Origin of the sequence: Curtobacterium sp. MCLR17_031, from assembly GCF_003234775.2 — a bacterium.
Classification (GTDB): domain Bacteria; phylum Actinomycetota; class Actinomycetes; order Actinomycetales; family Microbacteriaceae; genus Curtobacterium; species Curtobacterium flaccumfaciens.
Map to the genome: position 1 here is coordinate 93,928 of NZ_CP126270.1, position 21,350 is coordinate 115,277.

At 70.5% G+C, this 21,350-nt stretch carries 21 protein-coding genes; 15 read left to right on the forward strand and 6 right to left on the reverse strand.

Annotated features, from left to right (window positions below; genetic code table 11):
- Nucleotides 1-43 precede the first annotated feature (43 nt).
- The 5 genes from DEI96_RS00445 to DEI96_RS00465 all read left to right on the forward strand — a co-directional run bounded on the left by DEI96_RS00445 (nucleotide 44) and on the right by DEI96_RS00465 (nucleotide 6,603).
- A complete protein-coding gene (locus tag DEI96_RS00445; protein ID WP_111022443.1) occupies nucleotides 44-1,600 on the forward strand; it encodes a hydantoinase/oxoprolinase N-terminal domain-containing protein in 1,557 nt (518 codons plus the stop codon).
- Nucleotides 1,597-2,781, forward strand: a complete 1,185-nt coding sequence (locus tag DEI96_RS00450) for an S-methyl thiohydantoin desulfurase family protein (protein ID WP_258372707.1) — start codon at nucleotides 1,597-1,599, stop codon at nucleotides 2,779-2,781. Before DEI96_RS00445 ends, DEI96_RS00450 begins: the two co-directional genes overlap by 4 nt.
- Nucleotides 2,778-3,902: an S-methyl thiohydantoin desulfurase family protein gene (locus DEI96_RS00455; RefSeq protein ID WP_111022442.1), complete on the forward strand. Its 1,125-nt coding sequence runs from the start codon at nucleotides 2,778-2,780 to the stop codon at nucleotides 3,900-3,902. Before DEI96_RS00450 ends, DEI96_RS00455 begins: the two co-directional genes overlap by 4 nt.
- 86 nt (nucleotides 3,903-3,988) lie before the next feature.
- Nucleotides 3,989-5,083, forward strand: a complete 1,095-nt coding sequence (locus DEI96_RS00460) for a DUF917 domain-containing protein (RefSeq protein WP_111022441.1) — start codon at nucleotides 3,989-3,991, stop codon at nucleotides 5,081-5,083.
- On the forward strand, nucleotides 5,080-6,603 hold the full coding sequence (locus DEI96_RS00465) for a helix-turn-helix domain-containing protein (protein ID WP_111022440.1): 1,524 nt from the start codon (nucleotides 5,080-5,082) through the stop codon (nucleotides 6,601-6,603). Before DEI96_RS00460 ends, DEI96_RS00465 begins: the two co-directional genes overlap by 4 nt.
- Before the next feature lie 12 nt (nucleotides 6,604-6,615).
- On the opposite strand, the gene DEI96_RS00470 is transcribed toward DEI96_RS00465, so the two are convergent.
- Nucleotides 6,616-7,932 carry an MFS transporter gene (locus DEI96_RS00470; RefSeq protein ID WP_111022439.1) on the reverse strand — a complete coding sequence of 439 codons (1,317 nt, stop codon included), beginning with the start codon at nucleotides 7,930-7,932 and terminating at the stop codon, nucleotides 6,616-6,618.
- Nucleotides 7,933-8,047: 115 nt separating this feature from the next.
- Between DEI96_RS00470 and DEI96_RS00475 the strand changes: the two genes are divergently transcribed.
- Together DEI96_RS00475 and DEI96_RS00480 are read left to right on the forward strand one after the other, a co-directional pair.
- Complete coding sequence (locus tag DEI96_RS00475) at nucleotides 8,048-9,175, forward strand: substrate-binding domain-containing protein (RefSeq protein WP_111022438.1); 1,128 nt, start codon at nucleotides 8,048-8,050, stop codon at nucleotides 9,173-9,175.
- A gap of 122 nt (nucleotides 9,176-9,297) precedes the next feature.
- Nucleotides 9,298-9,837: an NUDIX domain-containing protein gene (locus DEI96_RS00480; protein ID WP_146246849.1), complete on the forward strand. Its 540-nt coding sequence runs from the start codon at nucleotides 9,298-9,300 to the stop codon at nucleotides 9,835-9,837.
- Here DEI96_RS00480 and DEI96_RS00485 read toward each other — a convergent pair.
- Entirely contained in the window at nucleotides 9,814-10,464 is a 651-nt protein-coding gene (locus DEI96_RS00485) for a recombinase family protein (RefSeq protein WP_502866288.1), read from the reverse strand. The two genes, DEI96_RS00480 and DEI96_RS00485, sit on opposite strands and share 24 nt — an antisense overlap.
- 500 nt (nucleotides 10,465-10,964) lie before the next feature.
- Between DEI96_RS00485 and DEI96_RS00490 the strand changes: the two genes are divergently transcribed.
- Nucleotides 10,965-11,465 carry an AAA family ATPase gene (locus tag DEI96_RS00490; protein WP_111022435.1) on the forward strand — a complete coding sequence of 167 codons (501 nt, stop codon included), beginning with the start codon at nucleotides 10,965-10,967 and terminating at the stop codon, nucleotides 11,463-11,465.
- 25 nt (nucleotides 11,466-11,490) lie between these two features.
- Here DEI96_RS00490 and DEI96_RS00495 read toward each other — a convergent pair whose 3' ends face one another.
- Entirely contained in the window at nucleotides 11,491-12,276 is a 786-nt protein-coding gene (locus tag DEI96_RS00495; protein WP_111022434.1) for a class I SAM-dependent methyltransferase, read from the reverse strand.
- A 98-nt stretch (nucleotides 12,277-12,374) separates the two neighbouring features.
- Between DEI96_RS00495 and DEI96_RS00500 the strand changes: the two genes are divergently transcribed.
- Both DEI96_RS00500 and DEI96_RS00505 read left to right on the forward strand, forming a co-directional pair.
- The gene (locus DEI96_RS00500; RefSeq protein WP_111022433.1) at nucleotides 12,375-13,016 is read left to right on the forward strand and encodes a GNAT family N-acetyltransferase; all 642 of its coding nucleotides are present in this window, start codon (nucleotides 12,375-12,377) and stop codon (nucleotides 13,014-13,016) included.
- Between the two features lie 147 nt (nucleotides 13,017-13,163).
- On the forward strand, nucleotides 13,164-13,808 hold the full coding sequence (locus tag DEI96_RS00505) for a helix-turn-helix transcriptional regulator (protein WP_146246848.1): 645 nt from the start codon (nucleotides 13,164-13,166) through the stop codon (nucleotides 13,806-13,808).
- 45 nt (nucleotides 13,809-13,853) lie between these two features.
- Here DEI96_RS00505 and DEI96_RS00510 read toward each other — a convergent pair whose 3' ends face one another.
- Nucleotides 13,854-14,465: a TetR/AcrR family transcriptional regulator gene (locus tag DEI96_RS00510; RefSeq protein WP_111022431.1), complete on the reverse strand. Its 612-nt coding sequence runs from the start codon at nucleotides 14,463-14,465 to the stop codon at nucleotides 13,854-13,856.
- 106 nt (nucleotides 14,466-14,571) lie between these two features.
- Between DEI96_RS00510 and DEI96_RS00515 the strand changes: the two genes are divergently transcribed.
- The 3 genes from DEI96_RS00515 to DEI96_RS00525 all read left to right on the forward strand — a co-directional run bounded on the left by DEI96_RS00515 (nucleotide 14,572) and on the right by DEI96_RS00525 (nucleotide 17,055).
- Complete coding sequence (locus tag DEI96_RS00515; RefSeq protein ID WP_220039102.1) at nucleotides 14,572-15,267, forward strand: hypothetical protein; 696 nt, start codon at nucleotides 14,572-14,574, stop codon at nucleotides 15,265-15,267.
- Between the two features lie 88 nt (nucleotides 15,268-15,355).
- Entirely contained in the window at nucleotides 15,356-16,075 is a 720-nt protein-coding gene (locus tag DEI96_RS00520; RefSeq protein ID WP_111022429.1) for a type II CAAX endopeptidase family protein, read from the forward strand.
- Nucleotides 16,075-17,055, forward strand: coding sequence for a serine hydrolase domain-containing protein (locus tag DEI96_RS00525; RefSeq protein ID WP_111022428.1), 981 nt, complete (start codon nucleotides 16,075-16,077; stop codon nucleotides 17,053-17,055). The genes DEI96_RS00520 and DEI96_RS00525 overlap by 1 nt, the downstream gene beginning before the upstream one ends.
- On the opposite strand, the gene DEI96_RS00530 is transcribed toward DEI96_RS00525, so the two are convergent.
- Nucleotides 17,036-18,190, reverse strand: coding sequence for an SGNH/GDSL hydrolase family protein (locus DEI96_RS00530; protein ID WP_111022427.1), 1,155 nt, complete (start codon nucleotides 18,188-18,190; stop codon nucleotides 17,036-17,038). The genes DEI96_RS00525 and DEI96_RS00530 overlap by 20 nt on opposite strands.
- A gap of 135 nt (nucleotides 18,191-18,325) precedes the next feature.
- On the opposite strand from DEI96_RS00530, the gene DEI96_RS00535 reads away from it, so the two are divergent.
- Nucleotides 18,326-18,967 carry a hypothetical protein gene (locus DEI96_RS00535; protein ID WP_111022426.1) on the forward strand — a complete coding sequence of 214 codons (642 nt, stop codon included), beginning with the start codon at nucleotides 18,326-18,328 and terminating at the stop codon, nucleotides 18,965-18,967.
- Nucleotides 18,968-19,017: 50 nt separating this feature from the next.
- Nucleotides 19,018-19,980: a CPBP family intramembrane glutamic endopeptidase gene (locus DEI96_RS00540; protein ID WP_111022553.1), complete on the forward strand. Its 963-nt coding sequence runs from the start codon at nucleotides 19,018-19,020 to the stop codon at nucleotides 19,978-19,980.
- 351 nt (nucleotides 19,981-20,331) lie between these two features.
- Here DEI96_RS00540 and DEI96_RS00545 read toward each other — a convergent pair whose 3' ends face one another.
- On the reverse strand, nucleotides 20,332-21,267 hold the full coding sequence (locus DEI96_RS00545; RefSeq protein ID WP_146246847.1) for a hypothetical protein: 936 nt from the start codon (nucleotides 21,265-21,267) through the stop codon (nucleotides 20,332-20,334).
- Nucleotides 21,268-21,350: the final 83 nt, after the last annotated feature.

The window sequence follows — 21,350 nt, forward strand, 5'->3', positions numbered from 1 at the left end:
CCGCACCACCGCACCCGCACCCGCACCACCGAAGGGAACCCCCATGCGCATCGGCATCGACGTCGGCGGCACCAACACGGACGCCGTCCTGATGGACGGCAGCGCCGTCCGTGCGGCGGTCAAGCGGTCCACCACCCCCGACGTCACCTCGGGCATCGTCGCCGCACTCGACGGCCTGCGCGAGCAGCACGCCTTCGGCCCCACGGACATCGACGGCGTGATGATCGGCACCACCCACTTCATCAACGCCCTGGTCGAGGCACGCGGCCTCGCCCCGACCGCCGCGGTCCGTCTGGGCCTGCCGGCGACGGCGTCGCTGCCCCCGTTCACGGACTGGCCCGGGCACCTGGTGTCGGCCGTGCACGCGCAGCCGTTCCTGGCCCACGGCGGCCACGAGTTCGACGGCCGCGTCATCTCCGAGCTCGACCCCGAGGAACTCAAGCGGCACGCCGGTGCCATCGCCGCCGCGGGCATCCGTTCCGTCGCGATCTCGTCGGTGTTCTCGCCGATCAACGACGAGTTCGAGCAGCGCGCGCAGGAGATCATGGCCGCCGAGCTGGGGCCCGACGTGGCGTTCTCGCTGTCGTCCGAGATCGGTCGCATCGGCCTGCTCGAGCGCGAGAACGCGACGATCATCAACGCGGCGCTCCGTGAGCTCGCCGACCGCATCGTCGACGGCCTGTCCGGGTCGGTCACGGGCAGCGGCATCGACGCACCGCTCTTCCTGAGCCAGAACGACGGCACGCTGATGGACGTCGAGTACGCCCGTCGCTACCCGGTCGCGACGTTCGCCTCGGGCCCGACGAACTCGATGCGCGGCGCAGCGGTGCTGTCCGGCTTCGACACCTGTGCGGTCGTCGACGTGGGCGGCACGACGAGCGACGTCGGCGTCCTGACCGCGGGCTTCCCGCGTGAGGCCACCGGCGAGGTCGCCGTCGCCGGCATCCGCACGAACTTCCGGATGCCCGACGTCCTGTCCGTCGGCATCGGCGGCGGCTCCCGCATCCGCGAGGACGGCAGCGTCGTCGGCCCGGACTCCGTCGGGTACCGCCTGACCGAGGAGGGCCTGGTCTTCGGCGGCTCCACCCTGACCGCCACCGACGTCGCCGTCCGCGGTGGCCGCGGTGCGATCGGGGACCCGTCACTCGTCGCCGGGGTGCCGGCCGAGGTCGCCGCCCGCGCGCTCGACGTCATCGCGGAGCGCGTCGCCGACATCGTCGAACGGATGCGCACCTCGTCCGACCCGCTGCCCGTCGTGGCGGTCGGTGGCGGCTCGGTGCTGCTGCCGGACACCCTGCCCGGACTCGGCACCGTGCACCGCCCGGAGCACTACTCGGTCGCCAACGCCATCGGTGCGGCGATCGCGCAGGTCAGCGGCGAGGTCGACAAGGTCTACGCGATCAGCGACGGTCGCCGGTCCGCCGTGGTCGACGAGGCCCGGCAAGAGGCGGTCGACCGTGCGATCGCGGCCGGCGCCGACCCCGGCTCGGTGGACATCGTCGACTTCGACGAGGTCCCGATCCCGTACCTGCCGGGCAACGCGACGCGGATCCGCGCCAAGGCCGTCGGCGACCTGGCACTCGGGGCGTTGGTCCGATGAGCGCCACGCAAGCCGCGCCCCGCGCCGCAGCCGCGCAAGCCGCAGCCACGCAAGCCGCCCCCACAGCACCCCTCCTCACCGCCATCGGCGCCGACTGCTCCGCCCTCGCCCGCGGCGCCGCGATCCTCGGCACCGGCGGCGGCGGTGACCCCTACATCGGACGCCTGCTCGCCGAGGCCGCCGTCCGCACCCACGGCCCGGTCGAGATCGTCCAGGTCGAGGACCTTCCCGACGACGCCGTGGTGCTCTCGGTCGCGATGATCGGCGCTCCCACCGTGATGGTCGAGAAGCTGCCGTCCGCCGGCCAGTTCGCCGAGGCCATCCGCAGCCTGTCGGCGTTCCTCGGGGTCACCCCCACCCACCTGGCCTGCATCGAGGTCGGCGGCGTGAACTCGACGACCCCGATCGTCGCCGCGGCCGAGCTCGGCCTGCCCCTGGTCGACGGCGACGGCATGGGCCGCGCCTTCCCCGAGGTGCAGATGGTGCTGCCGACCCTGTCCGGGGTCAGCGCGACACCGATGGCCCTGGCCGACGAGAAGGGCAACACCGTCGTCTTCGACACGGTGGACAACCGGTGGGCAGAGCGGCTCGCCCGCACGGCGACGGTCGAGATGGGCTGCTCCGCGATCACGGCGCAGTACGCCATGTCCGGCGCGCAGGTGAAGGAGTCGTTCGTCCGCGGCAGCCTGTCGCTGAGCGTCCGGCTCGGCGAGACGCTGGTCCGCGCACGCAGCGAGAACGCGGACCCCGTCACGGCGGTCACCGAGGTGCTCGGCGGCACGGTCGTGTTCGAGGGCAAGGTCGCCGACATCGAGCGCAAGACCGTCACCGGGTTCGCCCGTGGCACGGCCCGCATCGCCGGTTCCGGCAGCGACACCGGCCTGGAGGCGGTGCTCCGGTTCCAGAACGAGCACCTGCTGGTCGAGGTGGCCGGCCAGGTCCGCACCACGGCTCCCGACCTCATCATCACCCTGGACGCCGAGACCGGCGAGCCGATCACCACCGAGGCCCTGCGGTTCGGCGCCCGCATCCGGATCGTCACCGCACCGGCCGACGAGCGCTGGCACTCCCCGGACGGCCTGCGCCTGGCCGGCCCGCGGTACTTCGGCTACGACACCCCCGCGGTCCGCCACGACGGCACCACGAGCGCGGGCGAACTGAGCAGCGGAGAGAACCGATGAGCTGGATCCTCGACGTCGACGACCTGCCCGACCTGGCCCGCGGCGCCGCGCTGCTCGGCACCGGCGGCGGAGGCGACCCCACCATCGGGATGCTCCTGGTCCGTGCCGCGATCGAACAGCACGGCCCCGTCACGATCCTCGACCCGTCCGAGGTGCCCGACGACGCCCTCGTCATCCCCACCGCGCAGATGGGCGCCCCGACGGTGGTGCTCGAACGCATCCCCGCCGGACCGGAACCCCTCGGCGCCCTCCGTCGGCTCGAAGCCCACCTGGGCCGGACGGCGACCGCGACGATGCCCATCGAGTGCGGCGGCATCAACTCGATGATCCCGCTGCTCGTCGGTGCCACCGGTGGCCTCCCCGTGGTCGACGCGGACGGCATGGGCCGCGCGTTCCCCGAGCTGCAGATGGAGACGTTCTCGGTCTACGGGGTCCCCGGCAGTCCGCTCGCGATCAGCGACGAGAACGGCCACGGCGTCATCATCGAGACCGGCACGGACAACAAGAAGATGGAGTGGCTCGCCCGCGGGGTCACCATCCGGCTCGGCGGCGTCGCCTACATCGCCGAGTACGCCATGTCCGGCCGCCAGGTGCAGGAGACCGCCGTCCCGCGCACGCTCTCCCTGGCGCTCGCCGTCGGTCGGGCCATCCGGGTCGCCCGCGAAGCCCACCGCGACCCCATCGACGCGCTCGCCGAGGCCCTCGGCACGACGATCTACACGCACCTGCGCGAGCTGTTCGACGGCAAGGTCGTCGACGTCGAGCGACGCACGGTCGACGGGTTCGCCCGCGGTCGTGCCACCGTGCAGGGGACCGACGGCTCCGAGCTCGAACTCCGGTTCCAGAACGAGAACCTCGTCGCCCGGCGGGACGGCCGCCTCGTCGCCGTCGTGCCCGACCTGATCTGCGTCCTCGACGCCGAGACCGCCGAGCCGATCACCACCGAACGTCTGCGCTTCGGCCAGCGCGTCCGGGTCATCGGGATCTCGACGCCCGACCTGATGCGGACCCCGGAGGCGCTCGCCGTGTTCGGGCCGTCGTGCTTCGGACTCGACGAACCGTTCGTCCCGGTCGAGGACCTGCACGAGCACGTCCGCCCGGCCGCCCCGGCGGTCGGCTGACGAACGGCCGCGCGCCGACCCCGGCGTCCGGCCCGTGCACCCGACCCCCGGCCCCACGCACCCGACCACGGCAGCAGAATGGACCCATGGACCAGGGTGAGCGGCGGGGCGGCGGTGTGACGGGCCTCCAGGCCGACGCCGCGACCGTCTTCGGACGCGGCACCGCCCTGCTCGGCTGCGGTGGTGGCGGCCGCGTCGACCACATGGTCAGCGCGCTCCGCTTCGCGCTCGGCGACCGCAGCGTGCCGGTCGTCGACCTCGACGACCCCGCGCTCGGCTCGGTGGTGGCGGTCGGGCTGATCGGGTCGACGACCGTGCTCGAGGAGAAGATGCCGAGCGGCGAGGAGCTGCCGGCCGCGCTCGCGGCGGTCGAACGCTGGACGGGCACCCGTGCCGACGCCGTCGTCGCCGCGCAGATCGGCGGCGTGACCGGACCGGCCGCGGCCCTCACCGCCCACGCCGCCGGACTGCCGCTCGTCGACGCGGACCTGGTCGGCCGCGCGGTCCCGCGCATCGACCAGCTGTCGGTCTTCGTCGGCCCGACCACGACGGTCACGGCGGCGGCGGCGACCACGAGCGGTCTGCGGATCGTCGTCGACGCCCGGCACCCCCACGACGTCGAGACGGTCTGGCGCGAGGCCGTCTCGCACAGCGGCGGCTGGGCGGCCTTCGCGATCGGCCCGGTCCCGGTCGCATTGCTGCGCGAGCGAGCCGTCGTCGGCAGCGTGCAGCGCGCCCTCCGGATCGGACGCGCAGCCGGCGGCGCACGCGACGCGGCGGAACTCGCCGCGCTCATCGGCGGCCGCGTCGTCGCGCAGGGCCGAGTCATCGACGTCCAGCGCGAGGGGGACGCGCTCGCGTTCGTGCGCAGCAGCCTGGCCATCCGCGACGCCGGCACCGGCGCGGTCGCCCGGGTCGAGGCGGGCAGCGAGTACGTGCACTGCCTGGTCGACGGCCTGCCGGTCGCCAGCACCCCGAGCGTCATCACCGTCGTCGACGCGCGCTCGCTCGCGCCGGTGGCGACCGACCGCACGCGGGTCGGCAACGAGCTCGCCGTGCTCGTGCTGCCGTCGGCGCCGTGGTGGTGGGCGGACCCCGACCGCACCGCGAGCATGGGACCGCGGGCGTTCGGCATCGACGCCGACGTCGTCCCCGAGGCCGTGGGCCAGGTGCTCGCGTGAACGCCGTCGGCGACCTGTTGCCGCTCCTGCCGCCCGGCACCCGCCTGCTCGTCGGCTCCGGCAGCACCGCGGTCCGGAGCGTCCGCGGGGTGGTGGGGACCCCCGACCAGGTCGGCCGGTCCCTGTCGCAGGGCGACGACGTCGTCGTGCTGCTCACCCCCGTCGACCGCGCGGACGCGCGCTTCGACGTGCTGCTGCGCCGGGCGTCCGCGGCCGGCACCACCCTGCTCGTCGTCGACGGGGCGCTGGAACTCGGCCCCGGCACCACGACGCTCGCCGACCGGCTCGGCGTCGCCGTGCTCGCCACCCCGGACCCGTGGGCGACCTCGGTCCGCCTGCACGAACTCATCGGCACCGGGATGGGGCCGGCGGCCCGGGCAGCCCTCGACGCCTCCCGCGTCGCGCTCGACGCCGGCCCCGAACTCGACGACCTGTTCGCCCGGCTCGACCGCTCGCTCGGCCACCCGGTGCGGTTCCTCGACGCCTCGGGCCTGGCACTCCGCGGAGCCGCCGTCGACGACGCGGCCCGCGCCGTGCTCGTCCGCCGCGCCGGCACGAGCGACGTGCTGACCGCCGAGGGCGTCGACGAGACGCTCGTGGCGATCCCGGTCGGCACCGGCATCGGACCGCGCGCCTGGTTGGCCGTCGGCCTGCCCGTCCCGATCGCCGCCGAACAGCAGGTGGTCGCGAGTGCCCTGCAGGTGGCCGCCGTCGCCGTCGGGCACCGGCTGCTGCTCACCCGGCTCGACGACGAGCGCGACGCCCGCTACCGGATGGCGATGCTCGACGAGCTCCGTGCGGCCGACGGGGCGCCCGCCCCGCAGCTCGTGCAGCGCACCATCGCCGCCGGGTGGCGGCTGGACGCCTGGCACGTCGGAGCGCGCGTGGTCGCGCGGCAGGGCGTCGACCTGGTCGCGCTCCGCCAGCAGGTCGACGCCGCGGTGCGCGCCGAGGGACTCGACGCGGTCGTCGTCGAACAGGCGGACGGCTGGGTGCTGTGGCTGTCGGAACCCGACGAACCCGGCCGGGAGGCAGTGGCCGACATCGCGGGTCGGCTGCGGCGCGCGCAGAACACGCTCCGCACCACCGTGGAGACCAACGTGGGCGTCGGCAGTCTGCAGGCGGGCCCTGCCGGGCTGGTCCGGACGCTCGGCGAGGCGGGCGACGCCGCCCGCCTCGCTGCGAGCCGTCCGGAGTCCGGGCACTTCGTGCACGTCGACCGGCTCGGGCTCGCGCAGCTGCTGCTCGCGTGGACGCAGACGGACACGTTCCTGCCGGCCTCGCGGCAGTTGCTCGCACCGCTCGAGCGCGGCGGCGGTGCGCTCCTGACGACGCTCGCCGCCTACCTGGACGCGGAGTCGTCGATCGCCGAGACCGCCGCGGTGCTCGGCGTGCACCGGAACACCGTGTCCGACCGCATCGCGCGGGTGGAGCGGCTGCTCGGGGTGGACCTGTCCGACCCGGAGACCCGCCTCGCCCTGCACCTGGCGACGCGGGCGCGGGCGGGCGACGGCGGCTGAGGGCGGGGTGCGTCAGCTGCGGTCGCTGGCTCGCTCGGTCTCGCTGGTCGCGGTGTCGTGCTCGTGCTCGGTCTCGCGCTTCGTGGTCCCGCTCGTCTTGTCGGTCCCGCGGGCGGGCCGGGCGGCGGCACCGGTCTCGCGCGCCGCACCCGAGGCCAGGCCGGCCGCGATGATGAACACGAAGACGATCAGCAGCGCCCCGAGCAGGCCGATCTCCTCACCGAGGAACCCGATCAGCGGCGGCCCGGCCAGGAACGCCACGTAGCCGATCGTCGCGACGGCGCTGACCTTGGCGGCCGCGGTGCGGGGGTCGTCGGCCGCGGCGGACATGCCCATCGGGAAGCCCAGGCTGGCACCGAGACCCCAGAGCACGACGCCCACGATCGCGAGCGGCACGTTGTCGATGAAGATGAGCATGCCGAGGCCGACCACCGCGACGGCGGCGCTGATGCGCAGGATCGGCACGCGGCCGAACTTGTCGATCAGCGGGCTGCCGGCAACACGACCGGCGGTCATCGCGGCGAGGAACACCGTCAGCACGGCAGCACCGCCGGCGTTGTCGAGCCCGTGGCCGTCGATCATCGCGAGGGGCAGCCAGTCGTTCGCGGACCCCTCGGCCAGCGCCATGCCGAGCACGATCACGCCGATGAGCAGCGTGGAGGGCTGTGCCCAGACCTGCCAGCGGGTGAGCGGCGTCGCGACCGGGCTCGTGTCGGTGGACACCGGCTGTTCGACGAGGTGCTCGTCCTGGAACTTCGCGACGGCGACGAGCATGGCGGCGCTCGTGATGACGACGAGCACGATGAAGTGCCACGACACCGGGATCTCGAGCTTCTCGGCCAGGGCGCCGAGGCCCGCGCCCGCGAGCGTGCCGAGGCTGAACGCGGCGTGGAACAGCGGCATGATCGTGCGCCCGCCGGCCTTCTCGGCGGCGGCGCCGGAGACGTTCATCGACACGTCGCACAGGCCGTTGCCGAAGCCGAACGCGATGAGCGCGATCCAGATGGCGGCGAAGCCCCACCCGAGCGTGACCGCCACACCGGCGAAGATCATCCCGACCGCCAGGCACGCCGCAGCCACCTGCACGCCCCGCCTCGCACCGAGCTTCGCGACGATGTGCCCGGCGAAGGTCAGACCGCCGATCGAGCCGACGGCCATGCCGAGCACGAGCAGACCCATCTCGAACGTGCTCGCCCCGAGGGAGTCGCGGACGCTCGGGATCCGCCCCAGCCACGTCGCGATGTCGAGCCCGGACAGGGTGAACACCACGAACACCGCGATGATCCAGGCCTTGGTGGTCGGGACGGTGCGGGTGGACGGCGTCGTCATGGTGGTTCCCATCGTGCTGCGGCGCGCTCGGTGCTGCGCGTTCTGGTGCGTGTCGGTGCTGGTCTTGCGGCTGTCGAATCGATTCGACCGCTCGTTCCGGCTACGCTAACGGGCGATGGACGAACCGGCAACAGGACCCGGCGCGTCGCCTTCCCGCGGCGGCGTCACCCGTTCGTCGCGCCCGACGCTGGCAGCGGTCGCCCGTGCTGCCGGTGTCGCGCCGTCGACGGCCTCGCTCGCCTTCAGTGGTCTCGGCCCGGTGTCCGAGGACGCCAAGGCCCGCGTGCTCGCCGCTGCGGCCGACCTCGGTTACGGCGGCCCCGATCCCCGTGCTCGCTCCTTGCGCCGCGGTCGTTCCGGCGTCATCGGTGTCGTGATGGACGAGCGTCTGAGCGATGCCTTCCGTGATCCGGTCAACGTCCTGACGCTCGACGGCATCGCCGAGGTCGCGGGTGCGGCCGGTGCTTCGCTGTTGCTCGTCCGGAGTCCGCTCGACGACGAGCAGGGTGCCGGCCCGCTGGTCGACGCCCCGATGGACGCCGTGGTGCTCGTCGGGTGCAACGTGCGGATCGACCCGGCCGTCGCGGTGCTGCGCCGTCGGCAGATCCCCGTCGTCGCGATCGAGGCGGACGAGATCGAGGGTGCCGTCCCCGTCCAGCTCGACAACCGGGATGCCTCACGCCGTGCTGCGGAGTACCTGCAGGGGCTCGGCCACCGGGACGTGACCGTCGTGACCCTGCCCCTCGATGCCGCACGCCGCCGTGGCCCGATCGACGCAGCCCGGCAGGACGAGGGCATCGCCTTCACCACGCTCGAACGCCTGCGCGGTGTGCGCCTGGTCTACCCGGACGCCGTCGCGATCGAGACCGCCGGCAGCTCGGTGGAAGAGGGACGTCTCGCCGGCACGGAGCTCTTCGCGCCGGACGGTCCCCGCCCCACCGCCGTCATCGCGCAGAGCGACCTGATCGCGGTCGGGGCGATCTCGGCCGCACTCGATGCCGGACTCCGTGTCCCCGAGGAGGTCAGCGTCGTCGGCTTCGACGGCATCACCGTGGACGACAGCCTGCTCCACCGCACCCCGATCCGGCACCTGACCACCCTGGTGCAGCCCTTTGTGCAGAAGGGCCAGGCCGCCGCACGCGCCGCCCTGGCCATGCTCGAGGGTGCGGAGCCGCAGCCGGCGTCGTTCACCTCGGAGTTGCGGGTGGGGGACACGACGGGGCCGCCGCCCCCTTCGCGCTGATCTCACGTCGTCCGAATACGCCGTACCGAGGACCCGGCGGACGGCGGACCGGTTCCGTGTGCGCCTTCAGCGTCCGAACCTGCGGGTGGGGCGTTCGGGCCCCCGGCTCCTACGCTGGCGGTGTGGACGAGTGGTGGGATCTTGTTGACGCGGCCGGGGTGCCGATGGGTGGGACGTTCCGGCGCGGTGACGCGGGTTGGCCGGGTGGGGCGTTCCATCTGGTGGTCACGATGTGCGTGTACCGGGCCGACGGAACCGTCCTGCTCACGCAGCGGGCTCCGACGAAGGAGTTCGCCTTCGGGTGGGAGTTTCCCGGTGGGAGCGCGTTCGCAGGCGAGACTGGTCCTGCAGCTGCGTGCCGAGAGCTGCTCGAGGAGACCAACGTCACAGTCGAGCCCGAGGTGCTGCGCCGCGTCGGCCGCTTCATCGAGGAGACGGCACTCGTGGACCTCTTCGTCGTACAGGAGCCGAGTGGTTCAGCGGTGCGAGCGGATCCTGCCGAGGTGATGGATTCGCGCTGGGTCTCCCTGTCGGAGGTCATCGCGCTTCGTCAGAGTGGGGTGATGGCAGAACCATGGGGGCCGCGGCTGGATGCGCTGTGGCCAGCGGCGATGGCATCGATCCTCGCTGCCGCCGGCTCACGAAGGCGCACTTCGAGATAGCCGATCCGCTTTCGGACCCGTGTGCGGGAGCAGATCGGCGGGGTCAGTGATCTGGATGGCCTTGGCGGTCGATGCAGCGGTAGACGGTCGCTCCTCCGATGCCGAATAGCTCGGCGAGTTCAGCAACGAGTGCGTGCCGGCTTGGTGCACCTCGAGGAGATGTCGTTGCTGTGCAGCGCTGAGCTTGGGCCGGCGACCGCGGAGATGCCCCTTCGCTTTGGCTATCTGCATCCCTTTGCGTGTCTGGGTTCGGATCAGGTCCGATTCGAACTCGGCAACCATCGCGAGGACGTTGAACAGCAGCCGACCCACGGGGTCGTTCGGATCGTGGACCGAACCACCGATGTTGAGCTTCACGTTCTTCGCGGTGAGCTCATCGACGATGTCCTTCGCATCGCGGAGGCTCCGGGCCAACCGGTGCAGCTTCGCGATCACCAGCGTGTCTCCATCACGGCAAGAAGCGAGCGCTTCGCGGAGACCGGGTCGTGAACGATTCGTGCCGGCCAAGCCATGGTCAGGGTGGTTGTTGATCGGAAGAACTCCAAGCCGTTCAAGCGCGACGCGCTGAGCGGTGAGGTCTTGTTCGTACGTTGAGACGCGGGCGTACCCGATAAGTAGAGCGTTCATGCCGCGAGGACCGACTTGCTGCCCCTGGTTTACGTCGTCTCACACCCGATCCTCTTCCGGGCCACGGCGCTGGCGCCTGTGCGATCCTGTGGACATGCGGTACCGGCTCATGAACGACTACAGCGCGGATTGGCCGATCCGGCGGGATGACGGTGGAGCGCCGGATGGGGAGCCCCAGCTACCGGCGTGGCTGCAGGCTGACATCCGCAAGTGGGCTGCGACATTCGAGTCGCTGTACTCCTACGAGACTGGCTGGCCGGATGCACGGACCGGCCAGGAGCAGCGACTCAAGGGTGAGCGCCTGGCCGCGGCGGTCGCTCGGGAATTGAGCCTGGGCGATTCAATCGTCTTCGCGCACTGGGAGACGAACGTTGCAGGGCGGGAACCCCGAGAAGTTTGAGCAGCCGACCGAGGCTCATTCAGGCTCTCTGCGGACGCCGGCAGTTGTCTCGGGAGGCCATCGCTGACCGGGCACGGTACGCGTAGCTAGGGTGCTTTGAGTGCTGATCGTTCTTCGTGGCAACTCGGGCTCTGGAAAGTCGACCGTCGCACGGCTCCTGCAAACGCAGCTCGCCGGACCGGTTGCTGTCCTGCACCAGGACTACTTCCACCGAGTCATCTTCCGCGAACAGGGCACGGCAGGCATGGCTCACGCCGATCTACTCGAGGCCGCGGCCGTCCATTGCCTTGACGCCGGTCAGCACGTGGTGATGGACGGCATCTTCAACGTGCGCCAGTACGAGGACCTGCTCGCTCGGACCGCTGAACATGCGACTGACGCCCGCTTCTACGCCTTCGATCTCACATTCGAGGAAACGGTCCGTCGACACGCCACGAGACCGAAAGCTGCTGAGTTCGACGCCGATGAGATGAAGGCGTGGTACCACGGTTGGCAGCCGTTGACCTTCGTGCAGGAGCGCCCAATCGGGGCTGAGGAACCAGCCGAACGTGTAGCGGAGCGGATCTTGTCTGAAGGGCCGAACGAGTGGTACCGCGGGTAGGCAGCCCCATTCGGTTGACGATCGGCTACCGGACGACGGAGTGGGCGACCACAGCTGTGCTCTCAAACGAAAGAACATTGGAAGGGGCCTCCCGCGCCGCTGCGTCCGTGAACACAGCCTGCATCCGTTGACGGCCTTCGTCGGTCTGGCTCATGTACGTCTGACCGATCGTTGCGATCCCTGCCGTCACCGCTGCCCAGAGGTCGTCGGGACGGATACGGAAGGTGTACGAGAACAGGCTGCAGTCGACGGTGGTTGCGCCGGCGTTGCAAAACAGCTCGCGGAAGCCGCCGACGTTTCTCGGAAAGTCGTCCTTTGGAGGCAATCGGTGTCCGGCCGGCACCGCGACGTCCGCTGCCCTGGTGATCATGTTCCAGAACTGGTTGAGCGCTCCGACCGGTTCGGACGGCCAAATCGTCGCGGCGACGGTTCCACCAGGACGGGTGACTCGAAGGAGCTCACGAGCCGATGTGAGCGGGGTTGGTACGTGGTTGAGGACGAAGTTCGCGGTCGTGACCGCGAACGAGGCGTCGTCGTAGGGCAGTGAGGGCAGCGCCGCAGTTCCGATGTCAACCGCCGGGTAGCGTCTTGCAGCGAACCGCACCATGGATGGTTCCTTGTCGCATGCGGTGACCGCGAATCCGCGTCGGATGAGGGCGCCCACGACGGATCCCGTCCCTGTTCCGACGTCGAGAGCGGGCCCGTCGCCGACGCTCACGTGGTTCCCAAGCAACCCGTCGATGGCCCCTGCGCAGAGTCGCGCGAAAGACCTGTCGTAAGCAGTCGCAGTATCAGACCATCGGTCGAGCATGTCTCGACGCTACCCACACAACCGGTCCCCAAGGAGGGATCGGCCAGCGGGACATCGCGAGCCCGTAACGTTTGACGCCGCGCTCGTACCGTTGAGAAATGGATTTCGATCAAGTTTGGCCCTTGTTCGGGCTGCGCCTCATCACTCCTCGGCTGGAACTGCGGCCCCTGCGCGACGAAGATCTTCCTGGGCTCGTCGACTCGGCCCTGTCCGGTGTCCACGACCCCGCTCGGATGCCGTTCGGGGTCCCGTGGACGGACGCAGAACCGACAACGTTGGCTCGTTCTCTGGCGCAGTACCACTGGAAGCTCCGGTCCGCGGTGAGCCGTGACTCGTGGGGTGTGAGCTTCACCGTGCTCCACGAGGGGACGCCGGTCGGGGTTCAGGAACTGCATGCTCGCCGCTTTGCCGCCCGCAAGACCGTCGAGAGCGGCTCATGGCTTGCCCTCGCGCATCAGGGCCGAGGGCTTGGGACCGAGATGCGGGCGGCGCTGCTGCTGTTCTCGTTCGACCATTTGGGAGCTGAGTGGGCGGAGTCGAGCGCAGTCGCTTGGAACGAGCCATCCCTTCGGGTGTCCGCGAAGCTCGGTTACGAGGTCAACGGTGTCACTCGTGCCCAGACTCGCGCCGATGAGGTCGTTGACGAGGTCAGGGTGCGCTTGAGGCGGGAGGACTTCGCTCGGCCGAGCTGGAGCCTGATGACTGAAGGGGTCGAAGCAGCGACCGAGTTCTTGATGTAGTCGAGCAGGCGAGGACACAGCCGCCCGGTAGCCGATGGCTGACCGGACGGCCCGGCGACGCCGGGAAGTCGACGGCCGCCGTTTGGGTGTCAGCATGTACCCCGGTCCGGCACGGAGTGCACATCGCCTCGGCGTTCGGTGGGGTGAGTGAGCAACAATCTTCGACTCCGCGGCGCTGTGCGCGGTGGTGCTCTCCGGAACGACGGCGGCCCTGCGAACGAGGTGTTCCTGGAGCAGTACTGGGCGCACGTCGTCGCGCACGCCCGGTTCGTGCTCGACCTGCCGGGCGCCTCGTCAAACCCGGGCGTGCGCGAGGCGACGGAGCAGTACCTGGAGGCCGCGCGACGGCTCGTCCCGTCCGCGCACCGGATCGCACAGGTCGATGCCGAGCTGCCACCGATGGTGCAGCGCGCGTCGGCGTTCATCCGCGACAACCTGCACCGGCCGGTCTCCGCCACCGAGATCGCCGAGGCCGCGGGCTCCTCATTGCGTGCCGTGCAGGGCGCGTTCAAGATCACGCTCGGCATCACGCCGATGCAGTACCTCCTCAACGCGCGGATCGAGGCGGCACACGCGCAGCTGCTGGCCGACCCCACGCTCTCGGTCGGCTCCCTGGCTCGACGGTGGGGCTTCTCCAACCACGGCCGCTTCAGCATGCGGTACCGCGAGGTCTACGGCGAGTCGCCGGCCGAGACCCGGCGCCGCCTGGAGTCCGCCGGGGCGATCCCGTCGGCCGCCTCGCTCAGCACTCCCCCGGCAGCGTCTGCAGGAGCCTCCGGCTCGGATCGGTGATCCTCGGCGGGCGACCGAGGACGTTCGCCCGACCGCGGACGGTCGTCACGACCGCGGCGTCCGCTCGCCCAGGACCGCGTCGACGGCGAGTCGGAGTGAGCGTCCTTCGAAGGGGACACGGGAACGCGCCCCGGGAAGCGCACGTTCGAGCGCGAGGCCGTTGACGACGGTGAGCAGGAACCGCGCCGGCTCCTCGAGGTCGTCGGGAAGCCCGACGCCCTCCTGACGGAGCGTGTCCAGCCAGCGCTCGACACGGCTGACGCCCAAGCGCTCCATCGCGAGGAACGTGTTGCCGGACTCGTCAGGCGCGCGGGAAGCGATGTAGGCATCGTGCATCGCGATCCAGTTCTCGCGGGCGGCCGCGCCGGTGCCGACGCTCGTGAGGAGCAGCTGCAGGCAGGCTTCGAGACGATCCGCCGGACTCCTCGACGGGTCGGCCATCGGGTCGTCCGCTATCTCGACCGTCTGCAGGCCTTCCACGACCGTGTCGAGCAACTGCTGCTGCGTCGGGAAGAAGTGCCGGAGTGATCCCGTGCTCACACCCGCCCGCGCCGCCACCGCGCGGACGGTGAGACGCGCCGTCGGGTCCTCACCGAGCATCGTCGCCGCAGCGATCAGGATCTTCGACCTCGTGTCCGTGCTGGGCGAATCCGTCATCCGCGATCACTTCTCTTCCATCTGACTAACACGCTGTGCTAGCGTCCCAAACGAACTATTACATCGTACTAGCCCGCAGTGGGCACCCGGACAAGGAGCATGACAGGTGACGCAGCCACCAGACCGAACACCCCGGATGCCGGCCCGCACGACTGCGGACCCGTCGGCGACGGACACCGTGCCGCTCTGGCGGCGCCCCTTGCAGATCGTCCGGGAGAACGCGCGGGTCTACCTCGTCCTCAACACCGCGACGTACGGGCTGTTCGTGCTCGGGTTCGTGGCGGGGCTGCTGTTCCCCGGGCTCAGCCAGGCGCGCGCGACCGCACTGGAGGACGACGGCACGGCGGCGCTCGTCGGAGCCGTGGTGCGCACGCCGCCGCTGTTCGCCCTGCTGATCCTCGCCGTGAACGTCTTCCGCCTCAGCCTGCTCACCATCGTCGTGCCGTCGCTGATCGTCCCGTTCGCCGGCCTGGCGTTCTTCGGGTACTGGCTCGTCCAGACCGGGGTCACGCTCGTGCCCGGCAGCCCCGAGGGGTGGGTGGCGCTGATCCCGCATTCGCTGACCCTCGTGATCGAGCTGCAGGCGTACGTCGTCGTCACCCTCGGCGTCTTCCTCATCGGGAAGTACTGGACCCGCCCGGAAACCGCGCAGGTGTCACGGCGACGGCAGGGCTACCTGGTCGGGCTACGGAAGACGGGCCTCCTCGCCCTGCCGGCCCTGGCACTGCTGGTCGTGGGAGCCCTCTGGGAGGCGTACTCCCTCCGGTACTTCGTGTACCCGCTCGGCCAGTGGCTGCTCTGACCGGGCCGTGCTCCGCCCCGCACCGTCCCGGGTCCACCCCACTCGACTCCACGGCCATCGCGCCCCGAACAGCACCAGTGAGGAAAGCATGTCGACCGCACACACGTCGCCGCGGAACGGTTCCCGCGTCACTCGCCCGTCGAGGGTCACCTGGGCGGACTTCTGGATCGCCGCCGCAGGGACCGTCGCGCTCTACGCGGTCGGGATCGCGCTCTACCGCTTGATCCCCGACGACGCCGGGCTGTCCCGGGGCCTGGCGCTGTACGCGGTGTCCGGGCTGGCGCCGCTCGGCGGCACACTGATCGCCATCGCACTCCGTCTTCGAGACCGCGGGCTGTTCGGACTGCGCGGGGTCGCACCGAAGTGGCTCCTCATCGGGTTCGCCATCGGGCTCGGGGTCGTCGCGCTGAACATCGGCATCAGCAGCATCGTCGCCGCAGCCACTCCGGCGCAGGACGTGCAGACGGACTACCGGTCCGCCGCCACGAGCGGCGTACTCGGTTTCCTCGGCACCATCCTCCTCGGCGCCGTCCTCACGCCGATCGGCGAGGAGTTCTTCTTCCGGGGAGTCGTGTACAACCTCCTCGCCCGGTACGGTGCGTGGATCGCGACGCTGCTGAGCGCCCTCGTCTTCGCCCTGACCCACGGCATCAACCTCACGACGCCCGTCGCGTTCATCGTCGGCGTCTCGGCAGCGCTCCTCGTGCGACGGACCGGGTCGGTGTGGCCGGGTGTCGTCGTGCACGCGGTGAACAACGCGTCCTCGTCGGTGATCTCCGTGATCGCCCTCCAGGTCACGACCACCTGATGCTGTCCGGAACGATCACGCCGCCGACCTCGTGGTCCGGCTCGTTGCTCGTCGCGGACGGCGCCGGACCGGAGCGGGACGCCTCCGGCGGCTTCGCGCACGGCCCGGGCTCTGCGCCCTGCACGCCGGACACGCGGTTCCAGGTCGGCTCGATCAGCAAGCAGGTGATGTCCGTCGTGGCGCTCGCGCTCACCGAGCGCGGGCTGCTGCAGCTCGACCGACCGGTCGGCACGTGGCTGCCGCAACTGCCCCCGACCTTCCGTCCGGTCACGCTGCACCATCTCCTCAGCCACACGTCCGGCATCGGGCACTGGGGCGACATCCCAGGGCTGCCCGCCGTCCTGGAGGAGCCCCCGGAACGCGCAACCCTGGTCCAGATGATCCTCGACACGCCACCCGTCGGAAGCCCAGGCGAGTCCTGGCGCTACAGCGGACCGGGGTTCGTCGTCGTCGCCCTCGTGATCGAGGCGGTGACCGGCCGGCCGTACGGCGAGGTCGCCGCGGACATCGTGTTCACCGGCGTCGGGATGCGGTCCACGAGCTCTGGCAGGTATCCGGTGGGCGATGCTGACGTCGCGGTCGGTCACCGGGACGGGCAGCCGATCAGTGTCCAGCGGACGTTCACGGACATCCCGGGGACCGGCGACCTCTGGACGACGGCCCGTGACCTCGTCCGGTACGTCCGTGCACTCCGTGGCGGAGCGCTGCTGACCGAGACCGCTGCGAGCCGGTTGCTGACCCCGCAGGCGCACCTGGCGCCTCCGGCCCCGGGCGACGACCTCGCCGCCGTCTCGTACGGCTACGGGGCCTTCCTCGGTCGGGTCCTGTCACGGGATGCGTGGTTCGTGCCCGGCGACAACCCCGGGTACCAGTCGCTCCTCGCGTCCTTCCCCGCGACGGACACCGATCTCGTCATCCTCAGCAACGACGTCGAGGGCGTCCAGGTCGGCCTGCACCAGCTCAGGCGACTGCATCCCTGAACGGCCCACCGACACCGAAGGCGACGTCGCTGAAGCGTTCGCCCATGGTCCGGTGCGACGTCGCACTCGGGTGCAGGGCGTCGGGCAGCGGATCCGACTCGGCGTCGTCCGGGCCGTGGAGCATCCGTCCGTCGAGGGAGTGCAGGGCACCGTCGGAGCGGGCGGCGACGATCTCCTCCAGCTGGTCCCGGATGATCCGCAGCGTCAGGCGCCCCTGACCGGTGTCCGCAGGGTTCCCGGTGGCGGTGAACCGCACGGTCCCCCGGGCGAGCGCGTCCTGGTCGAACGCGCCGGGTCCGGGCGTGTCCTCGTGGATGGCGCAGTGGATCGGCGAGACCAGGAGCAGCGGCGTCGTCGGGTGTCCGTCCCGGATCGTGTCGAGGAACCCGTGGACCGCGGGCACGAAGCTCCGCAGTCGCATCGCGTCGAGGTTGACCACGTTGATGCCGAGTTTCAGGCTGATGACGTCCGCCGGGGTGTCGCGGATCAGGCGCGCCGTGAACGGGTCGACGAGGGCGCTGCCGCTGAAGCCGAGGTTGGTGAGTTCCACCCCGGCTCGGCGGGCGGCGACGACCGGCCAGACACCGGTCGGGCGCACCGCGTTCGACCCGTGGCTGATCGAGCTGCCGTGGTGCACCCAGACTCGCCCCTCCGGGTGGGCGGCTTCCACGGGTTCATCCGAGTGGAGCGCGATCAGTTCGACCTGTTCGTTGTGGGGCAGCCAGAACTCGATGCGCTTCACACCGGGATCGAGGTCGGTCACGGCGAGCACGTCGGTGTCCCCGGCACGTGTGGTGCCCGCGCCGGTGGAGAGGTCGACCTCGACGCTGTCGCCGTGTTCGAGCGTGTGTCCGCGGGCGGGACCCCCGTCGACGACGACGTCGACGACCCCGCGCGGGCGCTGCACTCCGCGGTACGTGACCCTGCTGGCTCGGAGCTCGAGGGAGACCCGACGGGCCGTCGTGGTGACGACGACACGGACACCGGACGGTTGCGCCTCCGCTGCGAGCAACTGTGCGTCCGCGTCACGCGACCGGATCCCGACCGGGAGCAGGTGCGGGCGGACGCCCGATCGCGTCTCCTCGACGTCGAGCGCTCCGTGGATGTACTCCGCGGTGAGTGGGGTCCTGATCATCTGCGTGCTCCGTCTGGTCGCCGTCCGGGTGCGCGCCGGGAAGTCGCACCCGACGCACCGCCTGTCTATCACAATGTGCTAGTTTCCCAGCATGCGCTATCACGGCGTACTAGCAACGAGGGAAGCGGGAACGGGATGCGGTTCGCGAGTTGGCGGAGTCGTCGTGCACGGACCGGCTCCGGTGAGCCCCTCCGTCGGTTCCGCTGGTGGCAGGTGTTCAGCCGGTCGCTGCGCTCGATCACGATCGCCGGCCCGGACGGAACGGCCTCGGTCTACACGGTCGACGTCCGCCACGGCGGTGACGCTGGCGACGGTGCGGTGCGCGCGAGGCTCTTCGTCGACGGATCGCTGCGGTCGTACTCGACGATGCCGGCCGTCTTCACCGTGCCGGGTGGTCGCATCGAGGTCGCGATCACCGGTTTCGGGCTGAAGCGCTGCCACTACGTCGGGTCGGACGGGACCGAGCAGCAGCTCGCACCGGATCCACTGTCAGCGGAGGGCCGCCGCGCTCGTCTGCACCGAGAGCACCCCGCCGTGAGCCGTGTCATCGGCCTCGTCTCGATCGCGCTCGTGGCCGTCGGTCTCGGTGTCACGGTCCCCCAGCTCGTCGAGACGATCTCCCAGATCCCGCCCGTCGCGGACTCGATCGGGACATTCACCTCGCCGGTGCAGCTGCCGCTGCCCCTCAACCTGCTCGTCGGTCTCGGCGCGGTCATCGGGAGCACCGAGCGTGCCCTCCGGATGCGGTCGAGCTGGATCGACGAGCTCGCCAGTTGACCGCCGTCGCCGGACGGACGCGTCGGCCGAACCCCGACAGGAAGACGACCATGCAGACCACCTCCACCTCCACCTCCACGTCCGCGACCCCGAGCTGGCTCCTCGAGACCGACGCGCCCGCCGTACTCGCCGACGTCCCCGCCGGCGTCGAGTACCACCGCGTCCTCGCTGCCGACGACCGCCGGGTGGTCCGGGGGATCGTCGCGATCGTCCTGCTGTTCGCCGGCCTGGTCGGGTCCGCCCGGCTGTTCCTGTTCCTGGCGACCCTCATCGACACCGAACTCCTCGGCCGGACCGGGTTCACGCCGCTGCAGCAGGCGGCCGGCGCACTCTCGCTGGGCCTGCTGATCCCGTACTGCATGCTGCTGCAACGCGCGATCTACGGCGTCCCGTTCCGCTCGCTCCACTCGGTGGCCGGGCGGTTCCGGTTCGGCGTCTTCGGCCGGGCCCTGCTCGTGTTCGCCCCGCTGGTCCTCATCGCGATGTCCGTCCTGTCGATGACGGGAGCGAGTGAGCCGATCCCGTGGACGACAGCCGACCTCGTCGCGTTCTTCGTGATCGGGATGGTGCTGACGCCGCTCGCCGCCGCGGGCGAGGAGTACGGCTTCCGGGGGTTCATGTTCCGCGTCGTCGGGGGATGGAGCAGACGTGCGGGAATCGGCGCGGTCGCCGGCATCACCACGACGACCGTGGTCTTCTCGCTCGTCCACGGCTCGCTCGACCCGTACATCCTCGCCTCGTACCTGGTGCTCTTCGCGTCCCTCGGGATCATCACCTGGCGCACCGGAGGGCTCGAGGTCGCCGTCGCCCTCCACGGCGTCTACAACCTCACCGCACTCGTGCTCGGTACCACCCTCCACGTCGATCTCGGCGGCGAGCTCAGCAGCCGGTCCGACGCGTCAGGGTCGATCGCGAACCTCATCCCCAGCGCAGCGCTGGTCCTCGTCACCGCCGCAGCCTGGTGGACCACACGACGGACGGGCCCGGCGCGCACGCCGTCCGCCCAGAACTAGCCCCGGACAGCGATTCGCGACGCCCTCCCCGCAGCCCCGGTCGAGCTGCGACCTCCGCGAGCGCCACGAGGAACGTGTCGACATCGGTCATCCTGTGACCAACGTTGCCCCGCAGCACCCCAAGGCGTACTGATCGAACCGCGACGGGACCGATGCCTGATCACTCACCGGCCGCGGAAGCTCGTCGCGCTGGTGCGAGCGCCGACCAAGGTCGCCCAGCTCACTTGCCGATCCTCATACGGCGATTGGGCGCTTCCTGCGGCCCTTGGTGACCGTATCCACTTAGCGGTGAGAGGGGGCGGCCGTGTTAGCCACAGCCAGACGCCGCCAACAGCGCCAGCCACGAAATGCTTATGCCGTCCTATGGAGGATCCGTGCTTCGGCTTCGTTTTTCCCGATCACGCTGGCGACGTGCGCGACGCCGAGAACGGCGTTCATCCGTGAGTACTGCCGCCCACGCCCCACGGCGTGAGCGCTTCCGTGTCGGTTGAAAGTTGATGGGACGGGACCGTCCCAGAAGCTTTCGTAGATGCTTTGCAGTTGTGTGAGGTGGAAGAAGTTCCGGAACCCGCCTGGTTGGTCGTCGGCGCCAGGCTTGTGAACCCAACGACGCTGCTCCTTCTGGGTGTAGGTCTTCTGGACGATGGAGTCGAGGATGCTGGCGGCATAGGACTGTCCGAGGTCGGCGTAGCCGTTCCTGATGCCGTCGATCGCGCGTCGAGTGGGCTGAACGAAGTTGTTCATCTCACTTGAGGTGACGTCGCTGAGGAGGTCCTCGCACGCGTTGAGGACGTGCGTCCAACGTCGACCGTAAACAGCCCGGCGCTGGGCAGGTGTTCCAGCAGCAGCGACTAGCTCGAGTGTTCGCGGGTCAGGCACCCACGCGATCGGAAGACCCTCCTGCATCCAGAGGTTCCATGCTTCGAGGTCGTACTCGATGTCAGCGTCAGCGATGTTGGGCGGTAGCGCAGCTCGCCGGAGCTGTGCGATGTCGGGGAGCGAGATGCGCGTGCTCGCACGCAGCGCCTCGAAAAAGCTGCCCATCTTCCACTGCAGACGGGCTCCGATGGGCAGCTTGAGTGGGCCGAGAGTTGGTGGCTTGAGCGCGGTTGCAAGAACCTCCTGGCGTGCGGCGTTCAGCGCATTGTTGTAGACCGCCGATCGAATAGTGACGGCAGGCAGCGAGGACATGGCTTGGGTCAGGTTCAGCTTCGCTGGCTTCACCATGTCGAGCCACGTCTGCGACCGCAACGGGACTGACCATGACCAGGGCTGGTTGTTCGACATACTCGAACGGTACCGATGTACGGACGCGACGATTCATGGTCGTGAGCAGCGCGCGATCTGTTCAACACGACTACCGGGCCTGT

Coding starts and splice junctions, on each gene's coding strand:
- DEI96_RS00445 (WP_111022443.1), top strand. CDS start 44: ATGCGCATCGGCATCGACGTCGGCGGCACCAACACGGACGCCGTCCTG.
- DEI96_RS00450 (WP_258372707.1), top strand. CDS start 1,597: ATGAGCGCCACGCAAGCCGCGCCCCGCGCCGCAGCCGCGCAAGCCGCA.
- DEI96_RS00455 (WP_111022442.1), top strand. CDS start 2,778: ATGAGCTGGATCCTCGACGTCGACGACCTGCCCGACCTGGCCCGCGGC.
- DEI96_RS00460 (WP_111022441.1), top strand. CDS start 3,989: ATGGACCAGGGTGAGCGGCGGGGCGGCGGTGTGACGGGCCTCCAGGCC.
- DEI96_RS00470 (WP_111022439.1), bottom strand. CDS start 7,932: ATGACGACGCCGTCCACCCGCACCGTCCCGACCACCAAGGCCTGGATC.
- DEI96_RS00475 (WP_111022438.1), top strand. CDS start 8,048: ATGGACGAACCGGCAACAGGACCCGGCGCGTCGCCTTCCCGCGGCGGC.
- DEI96_RS00485 (WP_502866288.1), bottom strand. CDS start 10,464: ATGAACGCTCTACTTATCGGGTACGCCCGCGTCTCAACGTACGAACAA.
- DEI96_RS00495 (WP_111022434.1), bottom strand. CDS start 12,276: ATGCTCGACCGATGGTCTGATACTGCGACTGCTTACGACAGGTCTTTC.
- DEI96_RS00500 (WP_111022433.1), top strand. CDS start 12,375: ATGGATTTCGATCAAGTTTGGCCCTTGTTCGGGCTGCGCCTCATCACT.
- DEI96_RS00510 (WP_111022431.1), bottom strand. CDS start 14,465: ATGACGGATTCGCCCAGCACGGACACGAGGTCGAAGATCCTGATCGCT.
- DEI96_RS00520 (WP_111022429.1), top strand. CDS start 15,356: ATGTCGACCGCACACACGTCGCCGCGGAACGGTTCCCGCGTCACTCGC.
- DEI96_RS00525 (WP_111022428.1), top strand. CDS start 16,075: ATGCTGTCCGGAACGATCACGCCGCCGACCTCGTGGTCCGGCTCGTTG.
- DEI96_RS00530 (WP_111022427.1), bottom strand. CDS start 18,190: ATGATCAGGACCCCACTCACCGCGGAGTACATCCACGGAGCGCTCGAC.
- DEI96_RS00535 (WP_111022426.1), top strand. CDS start 18,326: ATGCGGTTCGCGAGTTGGCGGAGTCGTCGTGCACGGACCGGCTCCGGT.
- DEI96_RS00540 (WP_111022553.1), top strand. CDS start 19,018: ATGCAGACCACCTCCACCTCCACCTCCACGTCCGCGACCCCGAGCTGG.
- DEI96_RS00545 (WP_146246847.1), bottom strand. CDS start 21,267: ATGTCGAACAACCAGCCCTGGTCATGGTCAGTCCCGTTGCGGTCGCAG.